The sequence below is a fragment of the Tardiphaga robiniae genome (assembly GCF_013359755.1).
Classification (GTDB): domain Bacteria; phylum Pseudomonadota; class Alphaproteobacteria; order Rhizobiales; family Xanthobacteraceae; genus Tardiphaga; species Tardiphaga robiniae.
Window position 1 is genome coordinate 143,901 of sequence record NZ_JABMCJ010000088.1, and the last position, 18,162, is coordinate 162,062.

17 protein-coding genes are annotated in these 18,162 nt (G+C 62.8%); 1 reads left to right on the forward strand and 16 read right to left on the reverse strand.

All coding sequences use genetic code 11. The features are described 5' to 3' along the window. Positions 1–24: 24 nt before the first annotated feature. Genes HP556_RS18970 through HP556_RS18985 form a run of 4 tightly spaced genes read right to left on the reverse strand, consistent with a single transcriptional unit; the run spans position 25 to position 5,764 of the window. A complete protein-coding gene (locus HP556_RS18970; protein WP_175368119.1) occupies positions 25–1,227 on the reverse strand; it encodes a xanthine dehydrogenase family Fe-S subunit in 1,203 nt (400 codons plus the stop codon). Next, positions 1,224–2,057, reverse strand: a complete 834-nt coding sequence (locus HP556_RS18975) for an FAD binding domain-containing protein (RefSeq protein WP_175368120.1) — start codon at positions 2,055–2,057, stop codon at positions 1,224–1,226. Before HP556_RS18975 ends, HP556_RS18970 begins: the two co-directional genes overlap by 4 nt. Next, a complete protein-coding gene (locus HP556_RS18980; RefSeq protein WP_175368121.1) occupies positions 2,054–4,435 on the reverse strand; it encodes a xanthine dehydrogenase family protein molybdopterin-binding subunit in 2,382 nt (793 codons plus the stop codon). The genes HP556_RS18975 and HP556_RS18980 overlap by 4 nt, the downstream gene beginning before the upstream one ends. Before the next feature lie 51 nt (positions 4,436–4,486). Continuing rightward, positions 4,487–5,764, reverse strand: a complete 1,278-nt coding sequence (locus tag HP556_RS18985) for an amidohydrolase/deacetylase family metallohydrolase (RefSeq protein ID WP_120287426.1) — start codon at positions 5,762–5,764, stop codon at positions 4,487–4,489. A gap of 161 nt (positions 5,765–5,925) precedes the next feature. On the opposite strand from HP556_RS18985, the gene HP556_RS18990 reads away from it, so the two are divergent. Continuing rightward, positions 5,926–6,420, forward strand: a complete 495-nt coding sequence (locus tag HP556_RS18990; RefSeq protein ID WP_246297812.1) for a MarR family winged helix-turn-helix transcriptional regulator — start codon at positions 5,926–5,928, stop codon at positions 6,418–6,420. 78 nt (positions 6,421–6,498) lie between these two features. Here HP556_RS18990 and HP556_RS18995 read toward each other — a convergent pair whose 3' ends face one another. From HP556_RS18995 to HP556_RS19050, 12 genes are all read right to left on the reverse strand, one after another. Beyond that, positions 6,499–6,834 (reverse strand): 2Fe-2S iron-sulfur cluster-binding protein, encoded by a 336-nt coding sequence (locus tag HP556_RS18995; RefSeq protein ID WP_175368122.1) that lies wholly within the window; start codon positions 6,832–6,834, stop codon positions 6,499–6,501. Next, entirely contained in the window at positions 6,831–8,552 is a 1,722-nt protein-coding gene (locus HP556_RS19000) for an FAD-binding protein (protein WP_175368123.1), read from the reverse strand. The genes HP556_RS18995 and HP556_RS19000 overlap by 4 nt, the downstream gene beginning before the upstream one ends. Before the next feature lie 83 nt (positions 8,553–8,635). Then, complete coding sequence (locus HP556_RS19005) at positions 8,636–9,799, reverse strand: M20 family metallopeptidase (protein ID WP_244528046.1); 1,164 nt, start codon at positions 9,797–9,799, stop codon at positions 8,636–8,638. Positions 9,800–9,842: 43 nt separating this feature from the next. Continuing rightward, positions 9,843–11,426, reverse strand: coding sequence for a GMC family oxidoreductase (locus HP556_RS19010; RefSeq protein ID WP_175368124.1), 1,584 nt, complete (start codon positions 11,424–11,426; stop codon positions 9,843–9,845). Positions 11,427–11,629: 203 nt separating this feature from the next. Beyond that, the gene (ccoS, locus tag HP556_RS19015; RefSeq protein WP_175368125.1) at positions 11,630–11,800 is read right to left on the reverse strand and encodes a cbb3-type cytochrome oxidase assembly protein CcoS; all 171 of its coding nucleotides are present in this window, start codon (positions 11,798–11,800) and stop codon (positions 11,630–11,632) included. Between the two features lie 8 nt (positions 11,801–11,808). Next, complete coding sequence (locus HP556_RS19020; RefSeq protein ID WP_175368126.1) at positions 11,809–12,309, reverse strand: FixH family protein; 501 nt, start codon at positions 12,307–12,309, stop codon at positions 11,809–11,811. A gap of 11 nt (positions 12,310–12,320) precedes the next feature. Continuing rightward, the gene (gene ccoG, locus HP556_RS19025) at positions 12,321–13,769 is read right to left on the reverse strand and encodes a cytochrome c oxidase accessory protein CcoG (RefSeq protein ID WP_175368127.1); all 1,449 of its coding nucleotides are present in this window, start codon (positions 13,767–13,769) and stop codon (positions 12,321–12,323) included. A 100-nt stretch (positions 13,770–13,869) separates the two neighbouring features. Then, the gene (ccoP, locus tag HP556_RS19030; RefSeq protein WP_175368128.1) at positions 13,870–14,745 is read right to left on the reverse strand and encodes a cytochrome-c oxidase, cbb3-type subunit III; all 876 of its coding nucleotides are present in this window, start codon (positions 14,743–14,745) and stop codon (positions 13,870–13,872) included. A 7-nt stretch (positions 14,746–14,752) separates the two neighbouring features. Continuing rightward, positions 14,753–14,917: a cbb3-type cytochrome oxidase subunit 3 gene (locus HP556_RS19035; protein WP_068729582.1), complete on the reverse strand. Its 165-nt coding sequence runs from the start codon at positions 14,915–14,917 to the stop codon at positions 14,753–14,755. Between the two features lie 12 nt (positions 14,918–14,929). Then, positions 14,930–15,664, reverse strand: coding sequence for a cytochrome-c oxidase, cbb3-type subunit II (ccoO, locus tag HP556_RS19040; RefSeq protein ID WP_175368129.1), 735 nt, complete (start codon positions 15,662–15,664; stop codon positions 14,930–14,932). Positions 15,665–15,673: 9 nt separating this feature from the next. Further along, entirely contained in the window at positions 15,674–17,305 is a 1,632-nt protein-coding gene (gene ccoN / locus HP556_RS19045) for a cytochrome-c oxidase, cbb3-type subunit I (RefSeq protein WP_175368156.1), read from the reverse strand. 134 nt (positions 17,306–17,439) lie between these two features. Beyond that, a complete protein-coding gene (locus tag HP556_RS19050; RefSeq protein WP_175368130.1) occupies positions 17,440–18,150 on the reverse strand; it encodes a Crp/Fnr family transcriptional regulator in 711 nt (236 codons plus the stop codon). Positions 18,151–18,162: the final 12 nt, after the last annotated feature.

An 18,162-nucleotide genomic window follows, 5' to 3' on the forward strand; every position in this document is an offset into this window, starting at 1 on the left:
CATGTCCGCGCGAACGTCGATCTCTCACGCCGATCCTCCGCGCCCGGTGAGGCGGCGAACGACATTCGTCGCGCGCTCACGCAGGAGACCAAGGATCAGCGAAACACCATTCAGATCGGCTGCCGCTGACGGCGCCGATGTCACATCGCCCGACAGGCGGCGATCGAGATTGCCGGCAAATTCCGCAACCAGCCGGCCCGCGAGATCACGCACCAACCCGCTGCGACCGACCTGTGCCAGCATGCCGGTGAGGCTGTAGCCGATGGAAAGCTCCACACGCGTCGCCGCGCCGTCATCCTGCGGCACCAGCCGGTAACGGATTTCGCCTTGCGTGGTGGAGCGGCTGCGCTGGTCGCTGCCTATGCCGAGAATGCGGCCGGAGAGATTGGCCTCGTCGCGCTCGACGCGGGCGGCGCCGTTAAAATTGGCGGAGATCGGCCCGATCTTGACGCGGATCGCGCCTTCGACCCGCTCGGGTCTGGGCGTGCCCACCAGCGTGGCGCCCGGCAGGCACGAGGCGACGGCCGCGATGTCATCGAACAGTGCAAAGACTTTTGCAGGTGCATGCGCGACAGTGAATTTCTGCTCGAGCGTGGTCGATGGCGTGAAGTCTGGAATGTCCAGCGGTGCGACGGCGGCAGCCGGTTCGGATACAGCAGGCTGCGCGGGCATCAGCTTCTGGGAGCTGACACAGGCTTTGTGCCCTGACCCTGCCGGTCCCAGCACCTTGCGCCCGCCATCCGGCTCCGGCGCGATATCGCGCGCGCGGCGCTCTGTGATGACCGACTGCACGGCGCGGACGATGCCGACATAGCCGGTGCAGCGGCAGAGATTGCCTGACATGCCGATGCGGATCTGCTTCTCGTCAGCATCCGGCAGACGCTTCACCAGATCGCGAGCGGAGACCAGCATACCCGGGGTGCAGTAACCGCATTGCAAGGCATGTTCGCGCGTGAAGGCCGCACGCAACTCCGTGGCGATCTCGTCGTCATCGAGCCCTTCGATGGTGGTGACGTCAGCGCCGTCGCAGGCCACCGCATAGGTGATGCAGGAGCGCGTCGGTACGCCATCGACCAGGATGGTGCAGGCGCCGCAGACGCCATGCTCGCAGCCGAGATGCGTCCCCGTGAGATCCAGCGTATCGCGCATCAGGTCGGCGAGACTCGTACGTGGCTCAACGTCCCTCTTCACGGCGCGAGTGTTGACGGTGAGTTCGACCGAGTTCATGCCGCGGCCTCCGCAACAGCGCGGCGCAGAATGGTGACGTGAATATGCCGGTCGGCGGCATCGCTCATGCCGGCCTTCGACAGCAGGGTGTCGGCGACGCGCGCGTCGAAGCGCGATTTGAAATCGTTGGTGATACGCCCGCCGAACAGTTCTTCGGCATTGTCGACAATGATAGGCGCGGCCTCGACTGCGCCAATGACGACACGCGCGCGGCCCGCCTCGGGGTCGATCAGCACCGCACCGATGGCATGAGCAAACTCGCCGGTCTTGCGGCAGCTCTTCACATAACCCCAGCGCGCCGAAGGGGACATGACCGGCACACGTACGGCTTCCAGCATTTCGCCGGGCTGCAGCACACTTTCCAGTGCACCCAGCATGAAATCCTTCATCGCTACCAGGCGCGCGCCTTTGGCGCTGCGCAGCGAGAGCGTTGCGCAGAGCGCCGCGAAGGTGGAGACCCAATCGGCCGATGGATCGGCATGGCTGAGCGAACCGCCGATCGTGCCGCGATTACGCACCGCGCGATAGGCGATCGCGCTGGCCACGCGCTGCATCGCACCGCGCGTCACGTCGGGAATGCGGCCATCCTCGATATCGGCATGGGTGACGCAGGCGCCGATCACCAGCTCTTCCCCGGCGACTTCCACATGCTTCAGCTCGGCGAGGCCGGTGATATCGACGATGGTGTCAGGAGCCACCAGACGCAGGTTCAGCATCGGTCCGAGCGACTGGCCTCCGGCCATGACCTTGACCACGCCGTCGCCAGCCATTGCGGCTAAGGCCGAGGCGACATCGCGCGGACGCTCATAGGCGAAAGGTGCCGGCTTCATGCGGCGGTCCTCTTCGCATCGCGGGCGGCCAGAATGCCTTCCAGCACGCGGCGCGGCGTGATTGGCGACTGCAGCATCTCGACGCCGAGACCGCGCAACGCATCGTTCACCGCATTGCCGATCGCCGCCGGCGGCGCGATGGCCCCGCCTTCGCCGATGCCCTTGACCCCGAACTTGGTGTAAGGCGACGGCGTTTCCATGTGATCGAGCCACGGCATCGGCACTTCGGTCGGACCGGGCAGCAGATAATCGGCCAATGTCGTATTGAGCGGCTGACCGGCGCGATCGAACGGCATCTCCTCATACAGCGCTGTGCCGATGCCCTGCGCGAGACCGCCATAGATCTGGCCATCGACGATCATCGGATTGACCAGCACGCCGCCGTCTTCGACGATGACGTAATCGAGAATTTCCACATCGCCCAGATCGGGATCGACGGCGACGGTGACCGCATGGGCGGCATAGCTGAACGTGCCGCTGTCACGCTGCGGCTTGTAGCCGGAGGTCGCCTCCAATCCGCCCGGGTCGACATCGCCGGGCAGATCCTGCGGACGGCGATACCAGGTGTGCGCGATTTCCTTCAGCGTCACGCTGCCATTGGGCCCGCGGATTTCGCCGTCGACCAGCACGACATTGGCTTCATCGACCTGCAGCAGCTTGGCGCCGATCTTCTTGGCGCGCTCGCCGAGCTCGTGACACGCCGTCGCCACAGCGCCACCGGCCATCACCATGCAGCGCGAGCCCCAGGTGCCGGTCGAATAGGGCGTCATCGCCGTGTCGCCATGGACGACACGGATTTTTGCGACATCGACACCGAGCATTTCGAAGGCAACCTGCGACAGCGTGGTTTCGAGGCCCTGACCATGCGAATGCACCCCGACCTTCAGTTCGAGTCCACCATCCGGCGTCAGTCGCGCGGTGGCCTGTTCATGGCCGGGCACCATGGGAATGCCCCAGCCGGAATAGACCGAGGTGCCATGTGCGGCTTGCTCGCAATAAATCGAGAGACCGACACCGATCAGCCGTCCGTCATCCTCGCCCTTGCGCTGCCGCGCACGGATGCCATCGATATCGATCTGCGCCACCGCGCGGCGCAGCGCCTCGGGATAATCGCCACTGTCGAAATGCTTCTTGGTGATGTTGTCGAACGGCATCTGCTCCGGCCGCACCAGATTGCGCAGCCGGACGTTGCCGGGCTCAAGCCCTGCTTCCGCCGCGACAAGATCGAGCATCAGCTCCAGCGCGAAACACACGCCGGTGCGGGCGACGCCGCGATAGGGCAGGATCGGACATTTGTTGGTCGCGACCGAATAGGTGCGGCAGCGATAGGCCGGCATCTGATAGGGGCCGGGCAAAATGCTGACCACCTGCGCCGCTTCGAGGCAGGCCGAGAATGGATAGGACGAATAGGCACCGGAATCGACCGTTGCTTCGCAGTCGATGCCGCGCAGCGTGCCGTCGCGATCGGCATAGACGGTGATCTTGTAGTGATGCTCGCGGCAGTTGGAACTCGCGACCAAATGCTCGCGGCGATCCTCGATCCAGCGCACCGGGAAGCCGCGCTTCATGGTGAGCCATGACAGACAGACTTCTTCCGGCAGCAAGATGCCCTTGTGACCGAAGCCGCCCCCGACATCCGGCGAGACGATTCTGATCTGTCCTTGATCCATCTCAAGGCAATCGGACAAACCGTTGCGCACAATGTGCGGCATCTGGCTGCCCGTATAGAGCGTGAGCTGATCGAGACGATGATCGAACGTGGCGATGACACCCCGACCTTCGAGCGGCGACATGCATTGTCGCGCGGTCGAGATCTCGCGCGTCACCTTGATCGGCGCGTCGAGAGCCTGGGTAATATCGAGTTCGAAGAAGCTTTCGAGAAAGACGTTGTCGCCCCAGTGCTCGTGCACCAAGGGCGAGCCGGGTTCGCGCGCCTTGAGCATATCGTAGACGGCGGGAAGCTCTTCGAGATCGAGCGTGACGGAGGCCGCGATATCCTCAGCCTCGGCGCGCGTGGGCGCAACGCACATGGCAACGAGCTCGCCGACCTGACGAATTTTATCGGTGGCCAGAATGGGTTGGTCGGACGGCTTGAAGCCGGCCAATCCCGTGATCGCGCGGATCGGCTTGATACCGACAAGATCGGCGGACGTGAACACCACATCGCGATAGCGTTCCGGAATATGGATCGCCCGGATTCGCGCATGCGCCAGCGGACTGCGGACGAAAGCGACGTCCTGCAATCCCGCCAGCCTGATATCGCCGACGAATTGCCCGCGCCCGCGCATGAGGCGATCGTCCTCCTTGCGCGGTACGCGCGCGCCGACGCCCTGCTTTGAAGCAGGGGCGGCGGGCGAGATATCTCGCTCATTGCGCATCGACGAACTCCCGGCGTCTTCCGGATTGACTAGCGAACTGGCTTGCAAAGCTCAGGCCGCAACGGCCTGAGGAAGGATCGGAGCGATCGGATCGAAGCGGGTGCCCGCGCGCAGGCAGAAGGCCGGCTGCAGCAGGCCGTTCGCAATCACGTCGGTATTCTCGTTGTCGCGCAGGATGTAACGACCGGGCTTTTCGACGAGCACCGAAACGTCGGCATCCATGCCGACCTTGAGCGAGCCGATCTTGTCGGACAGGCCGATCATCTTGGCCGGGTTCGACGTCACCATCGGCACCACCTGTTCCAGCGTGAGGCCGAGCGAAATCATCGAGCTCATCGCCTGCACCAGGCTGAACTTGGCCTGGCCCTTGAACGGATGGTTCTCGTCATCCTCGTGCTCATCCGGCGTGCCGGCAGGCGCAGGCACCTCGGTGTTGTAACCGTGGATGTCGGCGCCGAGTGTGTTCGGCACGATGCCAGCGGCAATCGCCTTCTTGGCGAGGCGATAGGAGAAGTGGCTGCCATGGCCGACATCGATCTTGAGGCCGCGGTCGATCGCCGCCTGGATCACCGGATGCACCTCGCCTTCGCGATTGACGAAGCCACCGGGATGCCGCGTGAACGGGTGCGCGAGCACGTCACCTTCCTTCAGCAGCGGAATCACGCGCTCCAGAATCGTATCGACGTCTTCGCCGTTGTTGCCCGATTCCGGCAGGCCCCAGAGCTGGCCGAAATGCACATACACTGGCAATTCCGCGCGCTTGCCGATTTCGGCCGCCATTTCCATCACGCGAATGCCCCAGCGCGCGAAGCCGCCGATTTCCGCATGGGCCTTGATGCCGCGAACGAGATCGCGATTGGCCACCGCCGATTTCACGGTCGCGTCGATATCGACGCCATCGGGGCTGTAGAGGTTGGGATAGAAATGCCCTTCGAGACCGCCGACGAGATAGGCCGACAGAAACGCATAGACGCGCGATTTTGCGGGCTCGGCGATGAAGTGACGAAAGCCGGGCAGCGTCATGCAGGACGGGCCGCCCTGGTCGATCAGCGTGGTGACGCCGGACTGCACGCCGACCATATCCGGCTGCATGCCGAAACGACCGCTGACGTATTGAAAGACGTGCGCGTGGGTATCGATCAAGCCCGGCAGTACCAGCTTGCCGGTCACATCCACCACTTCCTTCGCGCTGGTCGGCAAAATATCGGACTGCACGGCGGCGATCTTGCCGTTGCGAATGGCAACATCCTTAATGCCGTCAACACCGGCGGCGGGATCGATAACACGACCACCGCGCAGCAGCAGGTCGAATGAGGCGGTAACGGACATGGCGGTCTCCTTGCGTTCCGGCGGACATTAGAGGTCCACCAAAATACGAAGCATACTTCGTATTTTACAAAAGCAAAGTCCGTGCCATAAACATTGCGATGCGGTAGTTTTTCAACGCGCTCGCACCATACGAGCCGTAGCCGACACAAGGAGAGACTGCGTTGCCCCAGGCCAAGCCGCGCCGTGACAAGCCCGTCCATAAGCCCTGGCCGCTGGCCGAGCGACCGGGATTTTTGATCAGACGGCTACACCAGATCCATGTCGCGCTGTTCCAGGAAGCCTGCAGTGCCTTCGAGATGACGCCACTCCAGTACAGCCTGCTGTCTGCATTGGCGGCGCGTGGAACCGCCGATCAAACCAGCTTAGCCGCTGATATTGCTCTGGATCGCACGACGACGACGGGCGCGCTGAAGCGACTCGAAGCACGCAGGCTGGTCGAGCGTCCGGTCAGCGACGACGACCGCCGCGCCCGCGTCTGCCGGCTCACACCGGCCGGTGCAGCCCTGCTCGACAAGATCGAAACCGCCGCACGCGAGGCGCACCGCGCCACGCTCGGCAACCTCACCAAAACGGAACAGACTGCGTTTATTGCCATGATGCAGCGCATTGTCGCAGCGAACAGCAGCCGCGACGGAGCCGCTGATCTATCGGATTGAAGGTCGCCGAGACGGCTCTTCCCAGATTAGAACGGCTATAAATTAATCAGCCTGATCGCCACGCAGGCAGACAATTATTCAGGACCGCAGCATCAGCCGTTCATCAGGCGGTGCGATTTCAGTGACGAGATCGCGGATCAGCGCCTTTTTCGGCAGCGGCGCCAGCGTCGTCATTCCCTCTTTGAGCCGAACCGTGCAGGCGTAATCGACCTTGCCATCGATCAGCATCATGCATTCCTTGCACGCATTCGCATTGATGCAGGAGAAGCGAAACGCCAGCGAAGGATCCATGCTGCGCCTGATGGCACGCAAGCCATCGAGAATGGACTGGCCGTGTTCGAAGGGAATGTCGAACATGTCCTGATGCGGTGCTTCGCCGAGTGCGCCGCGCTGAATGCTGAGCGTCGCCTTCATGCGGCGGCCTTTCCGGTGGTGGGCATCACTTTGCGCAGGGTCATGTCGCCATCCGACATCGACACGATCTGGTTGACGCTCCACGCATCGTTCAGACCGAGATGATCATCACGCTGATGCGCGCCGCGGCTTTCGGTACGTGCGAGTGCGGGGACAGCGATGGATTGCGCGACGGCGAGCATGTTGCGCAGATCGAGCCAGTCGGCCAGCACAGGATCGAAGCTTTCCGCTGACGCGAACGGCGTATCGCCGATATCGGCCTTCAATTGCGCGATGGCTGATATCGCCGAGCGCAATTTCGTATCGGCGCGGAACGGACCGACATCATCGGCCATCACGGCCTGGAGTTTCACAATCACCGCTGCGGGATTTGGCGCATCACGTTTGCTGGCACTACGCAGCAGATCGATTACCGGCTTCGCCGCATCGGCTGACCACATCGACGCATTCTGCTTTGCACGCTCTGCAGCACTGCGGCCTGCGCGCGCGCCGAATACAAAGGCTTCGGTGATCGCATTGCCCGACAGCCTATTGGCGCCATTGGCACCGCCGACCGCTTCACCACAAGCGAACAGCCCGGGCACGCCGGTCGCCATCATCTCGTCCACGCGGATGCCGCCCATATGATAATGCGCGATCGGGGCAACCTCGACCGGGCGCTGCGCGAGATCGATGCCGTTCTCGGCGAGGCGATCCACCACCGGCCCGAATGCCTTGCGTATCTCGGCTTCAGGCACATGCTGGAAGCTCAAGTAGGCGCCGCCCGCGGGACTGCCACGACCAGCCTCGACTTCCTTGGTGATCGCATAGGTCGCAAGATCGCGCGTCAGCCTGTAGGTGCCGTCGCTGCGCGCGTCCTTGGTCGCGTAATCCGTCTCGAATTCACGCATTTCGGAATTCAACAGCTTGCCGCCGAGCTTGTAGCGGAACGGGTCCCACATGATCGGATCCATCCCGACGAGACGCGGGGCGAGATGACCGATCGGGAAGAACTGCACGAATTCCATGTCGATCAGTTCGGCGCCGGCGCGGAGTGCCAGCGCATAGCCATCGCCACCCATATTCGATGAGGCGCTGTTGCGACGATAAAGCCCGGTGAGACCACCGGTAGCAATGACAACAGCCTTCGCGGCCAGCGTCACCGCCTGCCCGGTCGGCAGATGCAGCCCCGTGGCACCGCAGGCTTCGCCGTCACGCAGCGCGATATCGACAATGGTGAGATCGCCGATACGGCGAATGCCGCTGGCGTTGTTGAGCTGCGTGCGCAGCGTCTTCGACACCGCCGGACCGGTGGAAAGAAAATCCACATAGGCACAGCGCGGCCGGTCATGGCCCGGCGCCTGCGCCTGTTTGATATGGCCGTCCTCGCGTGCCCAGCCGACCTTCCAGGCATCCATCTCGCGCAATCGCTGCGGGCCGTCTTCGCAGAGCAGTGCAGCGAGCCGCTCGTCGCAGAGCCCGCGGCCCGCCGCGAGCGTATCGGCGAAGTGATGTTCCCAGTGATCCGGCGTCTGCTCGCCCAGCGCCGCTGCCACCGTCATCTGCGCCATCACCGTGGCGCCACCGCGCCCGATCAGGCTCCGATCGGCGAGAACGACCGACGCGCCGCCCTTCGCTGCTTCCAGCGCCGCATACATGCCGGCGCCGCCAGCGCCGATCACGAGAACATCGGCTTCGAGATGGGTGGGAACCGAAGTATTGGGAGAAGGTGATGTCATGGTCAGGCGAGTGTCTCTTCAAACAAAGGCGTTGTCAGCAACCGTCGCCGGGCCAGAACCATGCCACGCGGCGTCTCCCGTCGTCAGATCTCCGTGCGCAGGATCGCCCGCGCCAGTGTCTGTGCACGCGGAACGATGCTCTCGATGTCCAGCCACTCCAGGTCGGTATGGACATTGCCGCCGACCGGGCCAAGACCGCAGAGCGTCGGCGTGCCGACGCTGGCGGTGAAACCGGAATCTGCACAGCCGCCGGCAAATTCGCCGGTCAACGTGGTGAGGCCCGAGTCGACAGCGGCCGCCTGATAGGCTTCGAACATCGCCTTCGCCGCAGCGTCCTGCACCAGCGGCAGGAATTCGCCGTTGATATGCAGCTTTGCCGTCGTGCCCGGCACGGTCGACGTCGCAATAATCTTCTCGATGGCGCCCATGATGGTCGCGCGGTCCGCCGGATCGATGTAACGGAAATCGATCTCGCCTTCGGCATGCGGCGCCGTGGTGTTGACCGACTGTCCGCCGGACACCAGGCCGACATTCAGCGTGATGCCCTTGTCCATATCGGTCAGCGCATGAATCTGCACGATCTTGTGCGCGAGTTCGCCGATGGCACTGATGCCCACCGAGAAATTGTTGCCGGAATGCGCGGCCTTGCCGAATACCTCGAAGCGCATGAACACGCCGCCCTTGCGGCCCGTGGTGATATTGCCGGTCGGACGTCCCGGTTCCGAATTATAGACGGCGCGCGCCGCACGGCCCTCGCGCTCGATGATCGGCCGCGACGAGCGCGACGCGATCTCCTCATCGCCGGTGATCAGCAGCTTGATGGGGCACGGCGCAGCATCGAACTTCTTTAGCGCGGCGGCCACGAATACGTTGATGACGACGCCGGCCTTCATGTCGGCAACACCAGGCCCATGGGCCAGATTGCCTTTAATAGTGAAGGGGCGCTTGGCGACTTCGCCCTTGGGAAACACGGTATCGCGATGGCCCATCAGCAGGATCGGCTTTTCGTTGCTGCCGGGTTTGGTGATCAGCCCATGCACGGCATCGCCATAGACATCATGAGGCTCGCGCCAGGTTTCGATGCCGTATTCGGCGAAGTGCTGTTCGAAACGAGCGCCGACGGCATCGACACCTTCCTTGTCGAAGGAGCCGGAATCGATGTTCACGACGTCGCGCAGCAGGTCGATCATCGGCTGCTTCTGGGACGCGAGCCAGTCGATGATCTGGGTTTCGGTAGTGTTCAACATGAATTGTCCTTCGGTCACTCTTGAGCGCTTGCGTTGCGCGTTCTTACTTCGCCATCGCCACGACGGGCGACGCTACATTCGACCTGCGCATCATCATGCGCGCAATGGCTTCGCCGATCACCACCGTGGTGAAATGAGTGTTGGCGCGGCAATCCGACGGCATGATCGACGCATCGGCAATGCGCAGACCCTTGAGGCCCTTCACGGTGCCATCCGGATTGACCACGCCACCCGTATCCTTGAAGCCGGTCATGCGGCAGGTGCCGGCGGCGTGCTGGATATCGCCGGTGTCACGGCGCAGCACGGCTTCAAGCTCGCGCGTCGGCAACGCCGCCGCCTGCGGCAGCGTCATGTCGGTATCGGTGAGGCGGATCCAGTCCGCGATGCCGGCCAGCGCCGGCTGCGTGGTGATCACGGCAAGCCGCTTCACGGCATCGACCATCCGCAGCATGTCGCGGGGGTCTGCCAGCATGTTCTCCTCGACGATCGGGTCGATCGACGCATCGGTCGATGCGAGCTTCAGCGTGCCGCGTGAGAACGCATTGAACAGGCCGGCGCCGATGGCACCGGGATTGCCGATGCCACGGTGATTGAACGCGATCAGGATCATGTCGCGCTTGCCGCCCCCGGCCAAGCCCGACGAATAGGTGACGCAGCAATTGGTGTGGCGGGTGTCCCGATCCTTTGGCGCGACGGCATCCTGCAGCTTGAGGGTGGTGCGAAACAGCGGATGGTCGAAGAAATTCTGACCCACGGGCAGATCGCATTCCACGGCGATGCCCATGTCCTTCAGCTCGTCCGCCGGACCAACGCCCGAGCGCAGCAGGATCGCCGGGCTGTGGATCGAGCCACCGCACAGCACGATCTCGCGCGCGCTGATTTCCTGCGTGCCCTGCCCCTCGAAGTGCACGATCACACCGGTCGCCTGACCGTCCTTGATCACAACGCGGTCGACCAGCGCGTGACCGCGGATTTCGAGATTGGCGCGACCACGCGCCGGCTCCAGATAGCCCTCATTGGTGGAAATACGGCGCAGATCGCGGCTGTTGATCGGATAGCAGGCGACGCCTTCGCCATCCGGCCCGTTGACGTCGTCGCACCACGCATAGCCCGAGGCCAGCGCTGCATCGCGCAGGCCCTTGTCGATCGGCCCCCATGTCTCCGGCGGCGCGCGATAGACCGGCAGCGGACCGCCGCGGCCATGGCCGGGCTTGTCGCCGAAGTCCAGATCGTCCTCGATCACCGAGAACAGTGGCATGATCTCCTTCGCCGACCAGCCGATGCATCCCAACGACGCCCATTCATCGAACGCATCGGCGACGCCGCGAATCGCAATCTGGCCGTTCATCATCGACGAGCCGCCAAGACCCTTGCCGCGCCAGTAGAAGCGCTGGTCCTGCCCGGCAACGCGACGCGAATGCAGCTGCGGCCACTGCCACTTTTCCTGGAATTCGCGCTGGTGAATGATCGGGATCGGGTTCGCCGTGGTCACTTCCCACGGCGCCTCCGCCGCACGCCAGTCGAGCCCGGCTTCAAGCAGCAGCACACGTGTAGCGGGATTTTCGGAGAGCCTGGCAGCCACGGCAGCGCCGGCAGATCCACCGCCGACGACGATCACATCATACATAGTGCTTCATTTCTTTCTGCTGCGGCGCATCGCGCCGGTCTCGACCGGGCGAACGCGTGCAAGATCCGTTCCCGCCATTATGCGCCCGGTGCACAGCAGACGCCAGCACGCGCGCTGCAGAGGCAACGCGCGGCAAAGGCATGGCGGTTGGAAAAATATGGCCACAAGTTGTGGCGGTGATGGATTGAACGGAAAGAACCGCCTCAGAGGGGATCGCCGGGCTTCTTCGCAGGCGGATCGTCGTCGAGAATGGCGCGCCAGCCAGCACCGTCGAGATCATCGAACTGGGCTGATCTCAGCGACCACATGAAGGCCCACAGGCCAAGCAACCCAAGCGCAAGCGCCAGCGGCACGAGGACGACGAGGGACTGCATGGTTGGACCTATTTCAGCACGAGGCGGTTCTTAGACAGGAACATGCGCTGTCCACCGGCCTCGCCTTCAAGCACCAGATCCCACAGTCCCGGCGCAAGTTCGGCGACCTTGCCGCGATACAGCACTCCGCCAGCCCCGACGAGCTCAACCGGCCGGTCCGCGCGACGATCCGCCGGCCGCTCCAGCCGACCGGTGAAGGTCAATCCCGCGATCGGGTTGCCGTTACGATCGCGCGCTTCGACGCGGACGGCAGCATCACCTGCAGCATCGCGCTCGACATGCGCGCTGACCTTCCAGCCGCGACTGCTCTGGCCGCGCGCAGCCTCGATCTCGTTGCCGTAAGCGAGGCTCGCTGTATAGGGACTATCCACCTCGACACCCGGCAGCGTCTCCAGCGCGAATTTCATCATGACGACATTGACGCCGATGATCACGCCGAAAAACGAAACCAGGCAGATCAGGACGAACCGACCGGTGATTGGGCGAGATGCGGCAACGGCGGTGCTCATGCTGTTCTCCTTCACGGTGCAACGAAATGATCGGTCGCCGATGCCATGTCGCCATGGGCGGCATCGGTGACGCGCATCACAAGCGGGATCGACTTCTCGGAATTGCCCGCCGCAGGCGCCGTCACCAGCACACGCAGTTCGGTGGTCTGGTCGCGGCCCAGCACAATCTCCGGGCGGCCCGATGACACCGCATCCATACCCACCACATGCACCGTGGCATTGACCGGCCCGTTGACGTCGAGCGTGACCACGCGACCGGCGCCGCGCTTGTTCAAGAGGCGCACCGTATAGGCATTGCGGATCGAACCGTCGCTGAGGCGCACGGCGACCGGATTGCGATCGTGCAGCACGTTGATGTCGAGCAGCGAGCGGTTCAACAGCGCGTAGAGCATCACCGCACCGACAGCGACAATCATGCCGGCATAGGCCACGGTGCGCGGGCGAATGATGCGATAGATTTCGGACTTGTCTGCCTTGCGCCTGGCAATGTTGATGTCGGTGTCGTAGCCGATCAGCCGGGTCGGCCGACCGATCTTGCTCATCACGCCGTCGCAGGCGTCGATGCACAACCCGCACTGGATACAATCCATCTGCAGGCCGTTGCGGATATCGATGCCGACCGGGCAGACGTTGACGCATTGATAGCAGTCGATGCAGTCGCCTGCAGGCTGGCCGAGCGCGCGCAGCTCGGCCGCCTTCTTCAGCGAGGTGCGCTGCTCGCCGCGATCGGTCTTGTAGGTGACATTGAGCGCCCACTCGTCGGTCAGCGCCGCCTGGATGCGCGGCCACGGGCACATATAGAGACAGACCTGCTCGCGCATCCAGCCGGCCAGTGTGTAGGTCGTTGCCGTCAGGATCGCGATCCAGATATAAGCCAGCGCCGGCGCCTGGAACGTCACGAGTTCCCTCACCAGCGTCGGCGCATCGTTGAAATAGAGCACCCAGGCGCCGCCGGTCCACCATGCGATCAGGAGCCAGATCGAATGCTTCATCGTCAGTTCGACGACACGCTGCAGCGTGAGCCCTTCGGCCTCCTTCTTCATCCGCTCGCGGCGGTCGCCTTCGATCAGGCGTTCGACGGCGAAAAACAAGTCGGTCCAGACTGTCTGCGGACAGAGATAACCGCACCAGACGCGACCACCGATGGCATTCATCAGGAACAGCGTGAGGGCGGCAAGGATCAGCAGGCCGGTGAAGAAATAAACTTCCTGCGGCCACAGCTCGATGAAAAAGAAATAGAAGCGACTGTTCGGCAGATCGACCAGCACCGCCTGATCGGGGGCACCGGGACCGCGGTTCCAACGCACGAAGGGCAGCAGATAATAGATGCCAAGGCAGACCGCCATCAGCGCCCATTTGACGTTGCGATACCTGCCGGAGACCTTCTGCGGATAGACTTTTTTCTGCGCCGCATAGAGCGGGCCGTAGTCGAATTCCTGGGGCGTAACAGGCTTGTTCATGAAGGTCACTCTCGTCCTTGGAATGACCCTAGACTTCGCCGGTGCGATGCAATTGATGTACGTCAAAGGCACGCGCGGGATTGGCCGCGCGCGCTATGACTTATTGTCCACCCCCCAGCGAATGGACATAGATCGTCAGTGCCTTGATGGTCGCCGGATCGAGACGGCCAATCCAGGCTGGCATCACGCCGTTGCGGCCATTGGTGATGGTCTCGACGATGGTCGCCTCGTCCGAACCGTAGAGCCAGATGTTGTCGGTCAGGTTCGGCGCCCCCATGTCGGGATTGCCCTTGCCGGCGTCGCCGTGACACGAAGCGCAATTGTCAGCGAACAGTTTCTGGCCGGCATTCGCGTCGTAACCCTTGGCCGTCGGCAATCCGGACAGTGAGCGCACGTAGTTCGCAACCGTCTCGATCTCCGGCTTCTTCAACATGCCGTCGCGGCCAAAGGCCAGCATCGATCCTTCATGCGATTCCGCATGGGCGGAACGCGCGCCGAACTGGATTGTCTTCTCGATCTGCTCCAGCGTACCGCCCCACAGCCAGTCGTCATCGTTCAGGTTGGGGAAGCCCTTGGCACCGGCCGCACCAGTGCCGTGACACGGCGCGCAATTGTCACCGAACACCACACGGCCTCTGGCGCGCCCCAGTGCCAGCAGCGCCGGATCCTTCTCGATTTCCGCGAGCGGTGCAGCGCCGAGCACCGCCATCTTGCCTCCGCGGATCTTCTCAAGATTTGCAAGATCGACGGCGACATCCGCGCGTGACGAATAGCCTATGACGCCCGTCGCGTAGCTCTGCACCAGCGGCCATGACGGATACACGACCCAATAGCCGATCGCCCACACGATGGTGAGATAGAAGGTCATCACCCACCAGCGCGGCAGTGGCGTGTTGAGTTCCTTGATACCATCCCAGGAGTGACCTGTGGTGGTCTTGCCGGTGGCCTTGTCGAATTCACCTTCGTGATCGCTCATGATCTGATCAATCCTCTCGCAACGGCTGACGCGCAGCTGCGTCAAACATCGCCTTGTTGCGGGGCCACAATGCGTAGGTCAGAATTGCGATGAAGATTCCGACAAAGACCGGCGTCCAGAATGTGAGGACGAGGTTCGACGCGAAGTTCTCGACGGTCAGGATTGCGCGCATGCTTCCATCTCCTCAGCGGAGGTTTGCTTTTTCGTTGTAGAGTTTGAAATCGACCAGCGTGCCCAGCATCTGCAGATAGGCGACCAGTGCGTCCATCTCGGTGGGCAGCCCCGGCTTGCCATCGAAGTTACGTGCCACCGATTTCGGATAGCGCTTGAGCAGCGCGTCGGTATCGCCATTGTCGGGATCGGCCTGGATCTTCAGGTCCGCCACCGCATTGGTGATCTGATCGTCCGTATAGGGCACACCCACCGCGCGGTTGGTGCGCAGATGATCGGCGACGTTCTCGGTGCTGACAGGCGTCTCGGCCAGGAACTTGTAGGACGGCATCACCGATTGCGGCACGATGGCGCGCGGATTGCTCAGATGCGTGACGTGCCATTCATCGGAATATTTCGCGCCGACACGCGCGAGATCCGGACCGGTGCGCTTCGAGCCCCACTGGAACGGATGGTCATACATGCTCTCCGCCGCGAGCGAATAGTGCCCATAGCGTTCGACCTCGTCACGCAGCGGCCGCACCATCTGCGAATGACAGAGATAGCAGCCCTCACGGACATAGACGTTGCGCCCGGCGAGTTCGAGCGGTGTATAGGGCCGCATGCCCTCGACGGCTTCGATGGTGCTCTTGAGATAGAACAAAGGCGCAATCTCGACGATGCCACCGATGGCGATGACGGGGATGATACCCACGATCAAGACGATCGAGTTCTTCTCGAAGATTTGGTGCCGACTCCAGAACGACATGATTGATCCTCACTCAGCCGGCTGCAACGTGGCGCCAGGGCTCGACAGCGCGCCCTCTTCCGCTTCGCCGACGCGCACGGTCATCCACAAATTCCAGGCCATGATCAGCGCACCGATCAGGAACAGCCCGCCGCCCGCTGCACGGATGATGTAGAACGGGTGCATCGCTTCGACGCTTTCGATGAAGGAATATTCGAGGAAGCCCAGCGACGTGTAGGCACGCCACATCAGCCCCTGCAGGATGCCCGACACCCACATCGCCGAGATGTAGAGAACGATGCCGAGCGTCGCGATCCAGAAGTGCCACTCGACCAGCTTCAGGCTGTAGAGCTGCTTGCGATTCCACAGCCACGGCACCAGGCAGTACAGCGCGCCAAAGGAGACGAAGCCGACCCAGCCGAGCGCGCCGGAATGCACGTGACCGATGGTCCAGTCGGTATAGTGGCTGAGCGAATTGACCACCTTGATGGACATCAGCGGACCCTCGAAGGTCGCCATGCCGTAGAACGCCACCGACACCACCAGCATGCGCAGCACTGGATCGGTGCGCAGCTTGTCCCATGCGCCGGACAGCGTCATAAGGCCGTTGATCATGCCGCCCCAAGAGGGCATCCACAGCATGATCGAGAAGGTCATGCCGAGCGTCTGCGTCCAGTCGGGCAGCGCCGAATAATGCAGGTGATGCGGACCGGCCCAGATATAGAGGAAGATGATCGCCCAGAAGTGCACGATCGACAGCCGATAGGAATAGACCGGCCGCTCGGCGCGCTTCGGAATGAAGTAATACATGATAGCGAGGAAGCCGGCGGTGAGGAAGAAGCCTACCGCGTTGTGGCCGTACCACCACTGGAACATGGCATCCTGCACGCCGGCCCAGGCGACATAGGACTTGGAGCCGAAGACCGAGACGGGCAGCGCCGGGTTATTGCCGAGATGCAGCACCGCGATGGTGATAATGAAGGCGAGATAGAACCAGTTGGCGACGAAGATATGCGGTTCCTTGCGCTTCACGAGCGTCATCAGGAACACCAGCAGATAAGTCACCCAGACGATGGTCAGCCAGAGATCGGCATACCATTCCGGTTCGGCGTATTCCTTGGATTGCGTGACGCCGAGCAGATAACCGGTGCCGGCAATGACGATGAAGAAGTTGTAGCCCAGCACCACGAACCATGGCGCGAGATCGCCGGCGAGCCGCGTGCGGCAGGTCTTCTGCACCACGAAGAAGGACGTCGCGATCAGCACGTTGCCGCCGAAGGCGAACACCACCGCCGACGTATGCAACGGCCGCAGCCGGCCGAAGCTCGTCCAGGGCAGATTGAAGTTCAGGTCCGGCCACGCCAACTGCATGGCGATCAGAAGACCCACCGTGAAGCCGGCGATGCCCCAGAATACCGAGGCCACAGCGGCAAACTTGATCGGCCCGAAATTGTAATTCGGCCGCCCGTCGATCTCCTGCGGTGGCAATGCGCCGCGCTCGAAATAGCGATTGAGGATGACGAACACGGAGGCCAGGCTGGCGAAGCCGGCCAGCGTCACGTGAAAGGCATAGGCCGCATCTTCCGCCTTGGCCGCTGCGATGATGGAGAGAAATACGGTGGCCGCGAGGATCACGGTCAGACCGGACTCGCCGATCGTCATCCACTTCACGCTGTCAGTCTGTTTCGTCATGATGATTCTTTCCCGAGCACGCACCCATCAATCACGGCGGTGCGCTCAGTGAATTGATTGAAATCAAAGTTCGGGGAAAGCTCGCTTGCTCGCTGCGCGAGTCGTCAGGCGAGAACGGAAGCCGCGACGGTTTCGGTGTCCAGCAGCCGGATCCGGCCCGGCAGAATCTCGATCGCGCCGCGGCGTTCGAGCTTGGCCAGCGTCCGGCAGACGGTCTCGACGGTGAGGCCGAGATGATCGGCGATATCGCGTCGGCTCATCGGCACCGGAAGCGGATCGACAGCGCGGCCGAGCCGTACCAGCCGATCACGCCAGCATGTCAGAAACACAATCAGTTTCTCTTCAGCCACGCGGCGGCCCAGCGAGAACATCTTGTCATGTGCATCGGCGATCTCGGCCGCCATCAGCGCGACGATCTCGTTCAACACATAGGGCCGGTGACTGGCGAATTGCGCGAATTTCTCACGCGGGATTTCCCAGACCACTGCAGGACCGATTGCAGCGGCGGACACTTCATGATGCCCCTGCGTTGCGATCTCGAGGATGTCGCCCGGCAGCGCAAAACTTGTGATCTGGCGACGATTATCGCATTCGGTCCTGTAGATACCGACCACACCCTCGACCACGCTCAAGCACTTGCCGGCCGGCGCTCCCTGCGTGAACAGGACATCCTGCGAAGTGTAGGGCACCCGCTCGCCCAGGGCCATCAACTGACGCAGATCGGCGGCGCCCAGATGAGACAGGAAGCCGCCCGGCTGCGCAGCCGCATTCGCACAAGGCGCAGCGAACGACGATGCAGCCATCAGCTTTGTCATGCGCTCCCCGGG

Excerpts from the sequence above, each read along its gene's own strand:
- HP556_RS18970 (WP_175368119.1), bottom strand. The coding sequence starts at position 1,227 with ATGAACTCGGTCGAACTCACCGTCAACACTCGCGCCGTGAAGAGGGAC.
- HP556_RS18975 (WP_175368120.1), bottom strand. The coding sequence starts at position 2,057 with ATGAAGCCGGCACCTTTCGCCTATGAGCGTCCGCGCGATGTCGCCTCG.
- HP556_RS18980 (WP_175368121.1), bottom strand. The coding sequence starts at position 4,435 with ATGCGCAATGAGCGAGATATCTCGCCCGCCGCCCCTGCTTCAAAGCAG.
- HP556_RS18985 (WP_120287426.1), bottom strand. The coding sequence starts at position 5,764 with ATGTCCGTTACCGCCTCATTCGACCTGCTGCTGCGCGGTGGTCGTGTT.
- HP556_RS18995 (WP_175368122.1), bottom strand. The coding sequence starts at position 6,834 with ATGAAGGCGACGCTCAGCATTCAGCGCGGCGCACTCGGCGAAGCACCG.
- HP556_RS19000 (WP_175368123.1), bottom strand. The coding sequence starts at position 8,552 with ATGACATCACCTTCTCCCAATACTTCGGTTCCCACCCATCTCGAAGCC.
- HP556_RS19005 (WP_244528046.1), bottom strand. The coding sequence starts at position 9,799 with ATGTTGAACACTACCGAAACCCAGATCATCGACTGGCTCGCGTCCCAG.
- HP556_RS19010 (WP_175368124.1), bottom strand. The coding sequence starts at position 11,426 with ATGTATGATGTGATCGTCGTCGGCGGTGGATCTGCCGGCGCTGCCGTG.
- ccoS (WP_175368125.1), bottom strand. The coding sequence starts at position 11,800 with ATGCAGTCCCTCGTCGTCCTCGTGCCGCTGGCGCTTGCGCTTGGGTTG.
- HP556_RS19020 (WP_175368126.1), bottom strand. The coding sequence starts at position 12,309 with ATGAGCACCGCCGTTGCCGCATCTCGCCCAATCACCGGTCGGTTCGTC.
- ccoG (WP_175368127.1), bottom strand. The coding sequence starts at position 13,769 with ATGAACAAGCCTGTTACGCCCCAGGAATTCGACTACGGCCCGCTCTAT.
- ccoP (WP_175368128.1), bottom strand. The coding sequence starts at position 14,745 with ATGAGCGATCACGAAGGTGAATTCGACAAGGCCACCGGCAAGACCACC.
- HP556_RS19035 (WP_068729582.1), bottom strand. The coding sequence starts at position 14,917 with ATGCGCGCAATCCTGACCGTCGAGAACTTCGCGTCGAACCTCGTCCTC.
- ccoO (WP_175368129.1), bottom strand. The coding sequence starts at position 15,664 with ATGTCGTTCTGGAGTCGGCACCAAATCTTCGAGAAGAACTCGATCGTC.
- ccoN (WP_175368156.1), bottom strand. The coding sequence starts at position 17,305 with ATGACGATCGGCGAGTCCGGTCTGACCGTGATCCTCGCGGCCACCGTA.
- HP556_RS19050 (WP_175368130.1), bottom strand. The coding sequence starts at position 18,150 with ATGACAAAGCTGATGGCTGCATCGTCGTTCGCTGCGCCTTGTGCGAAT.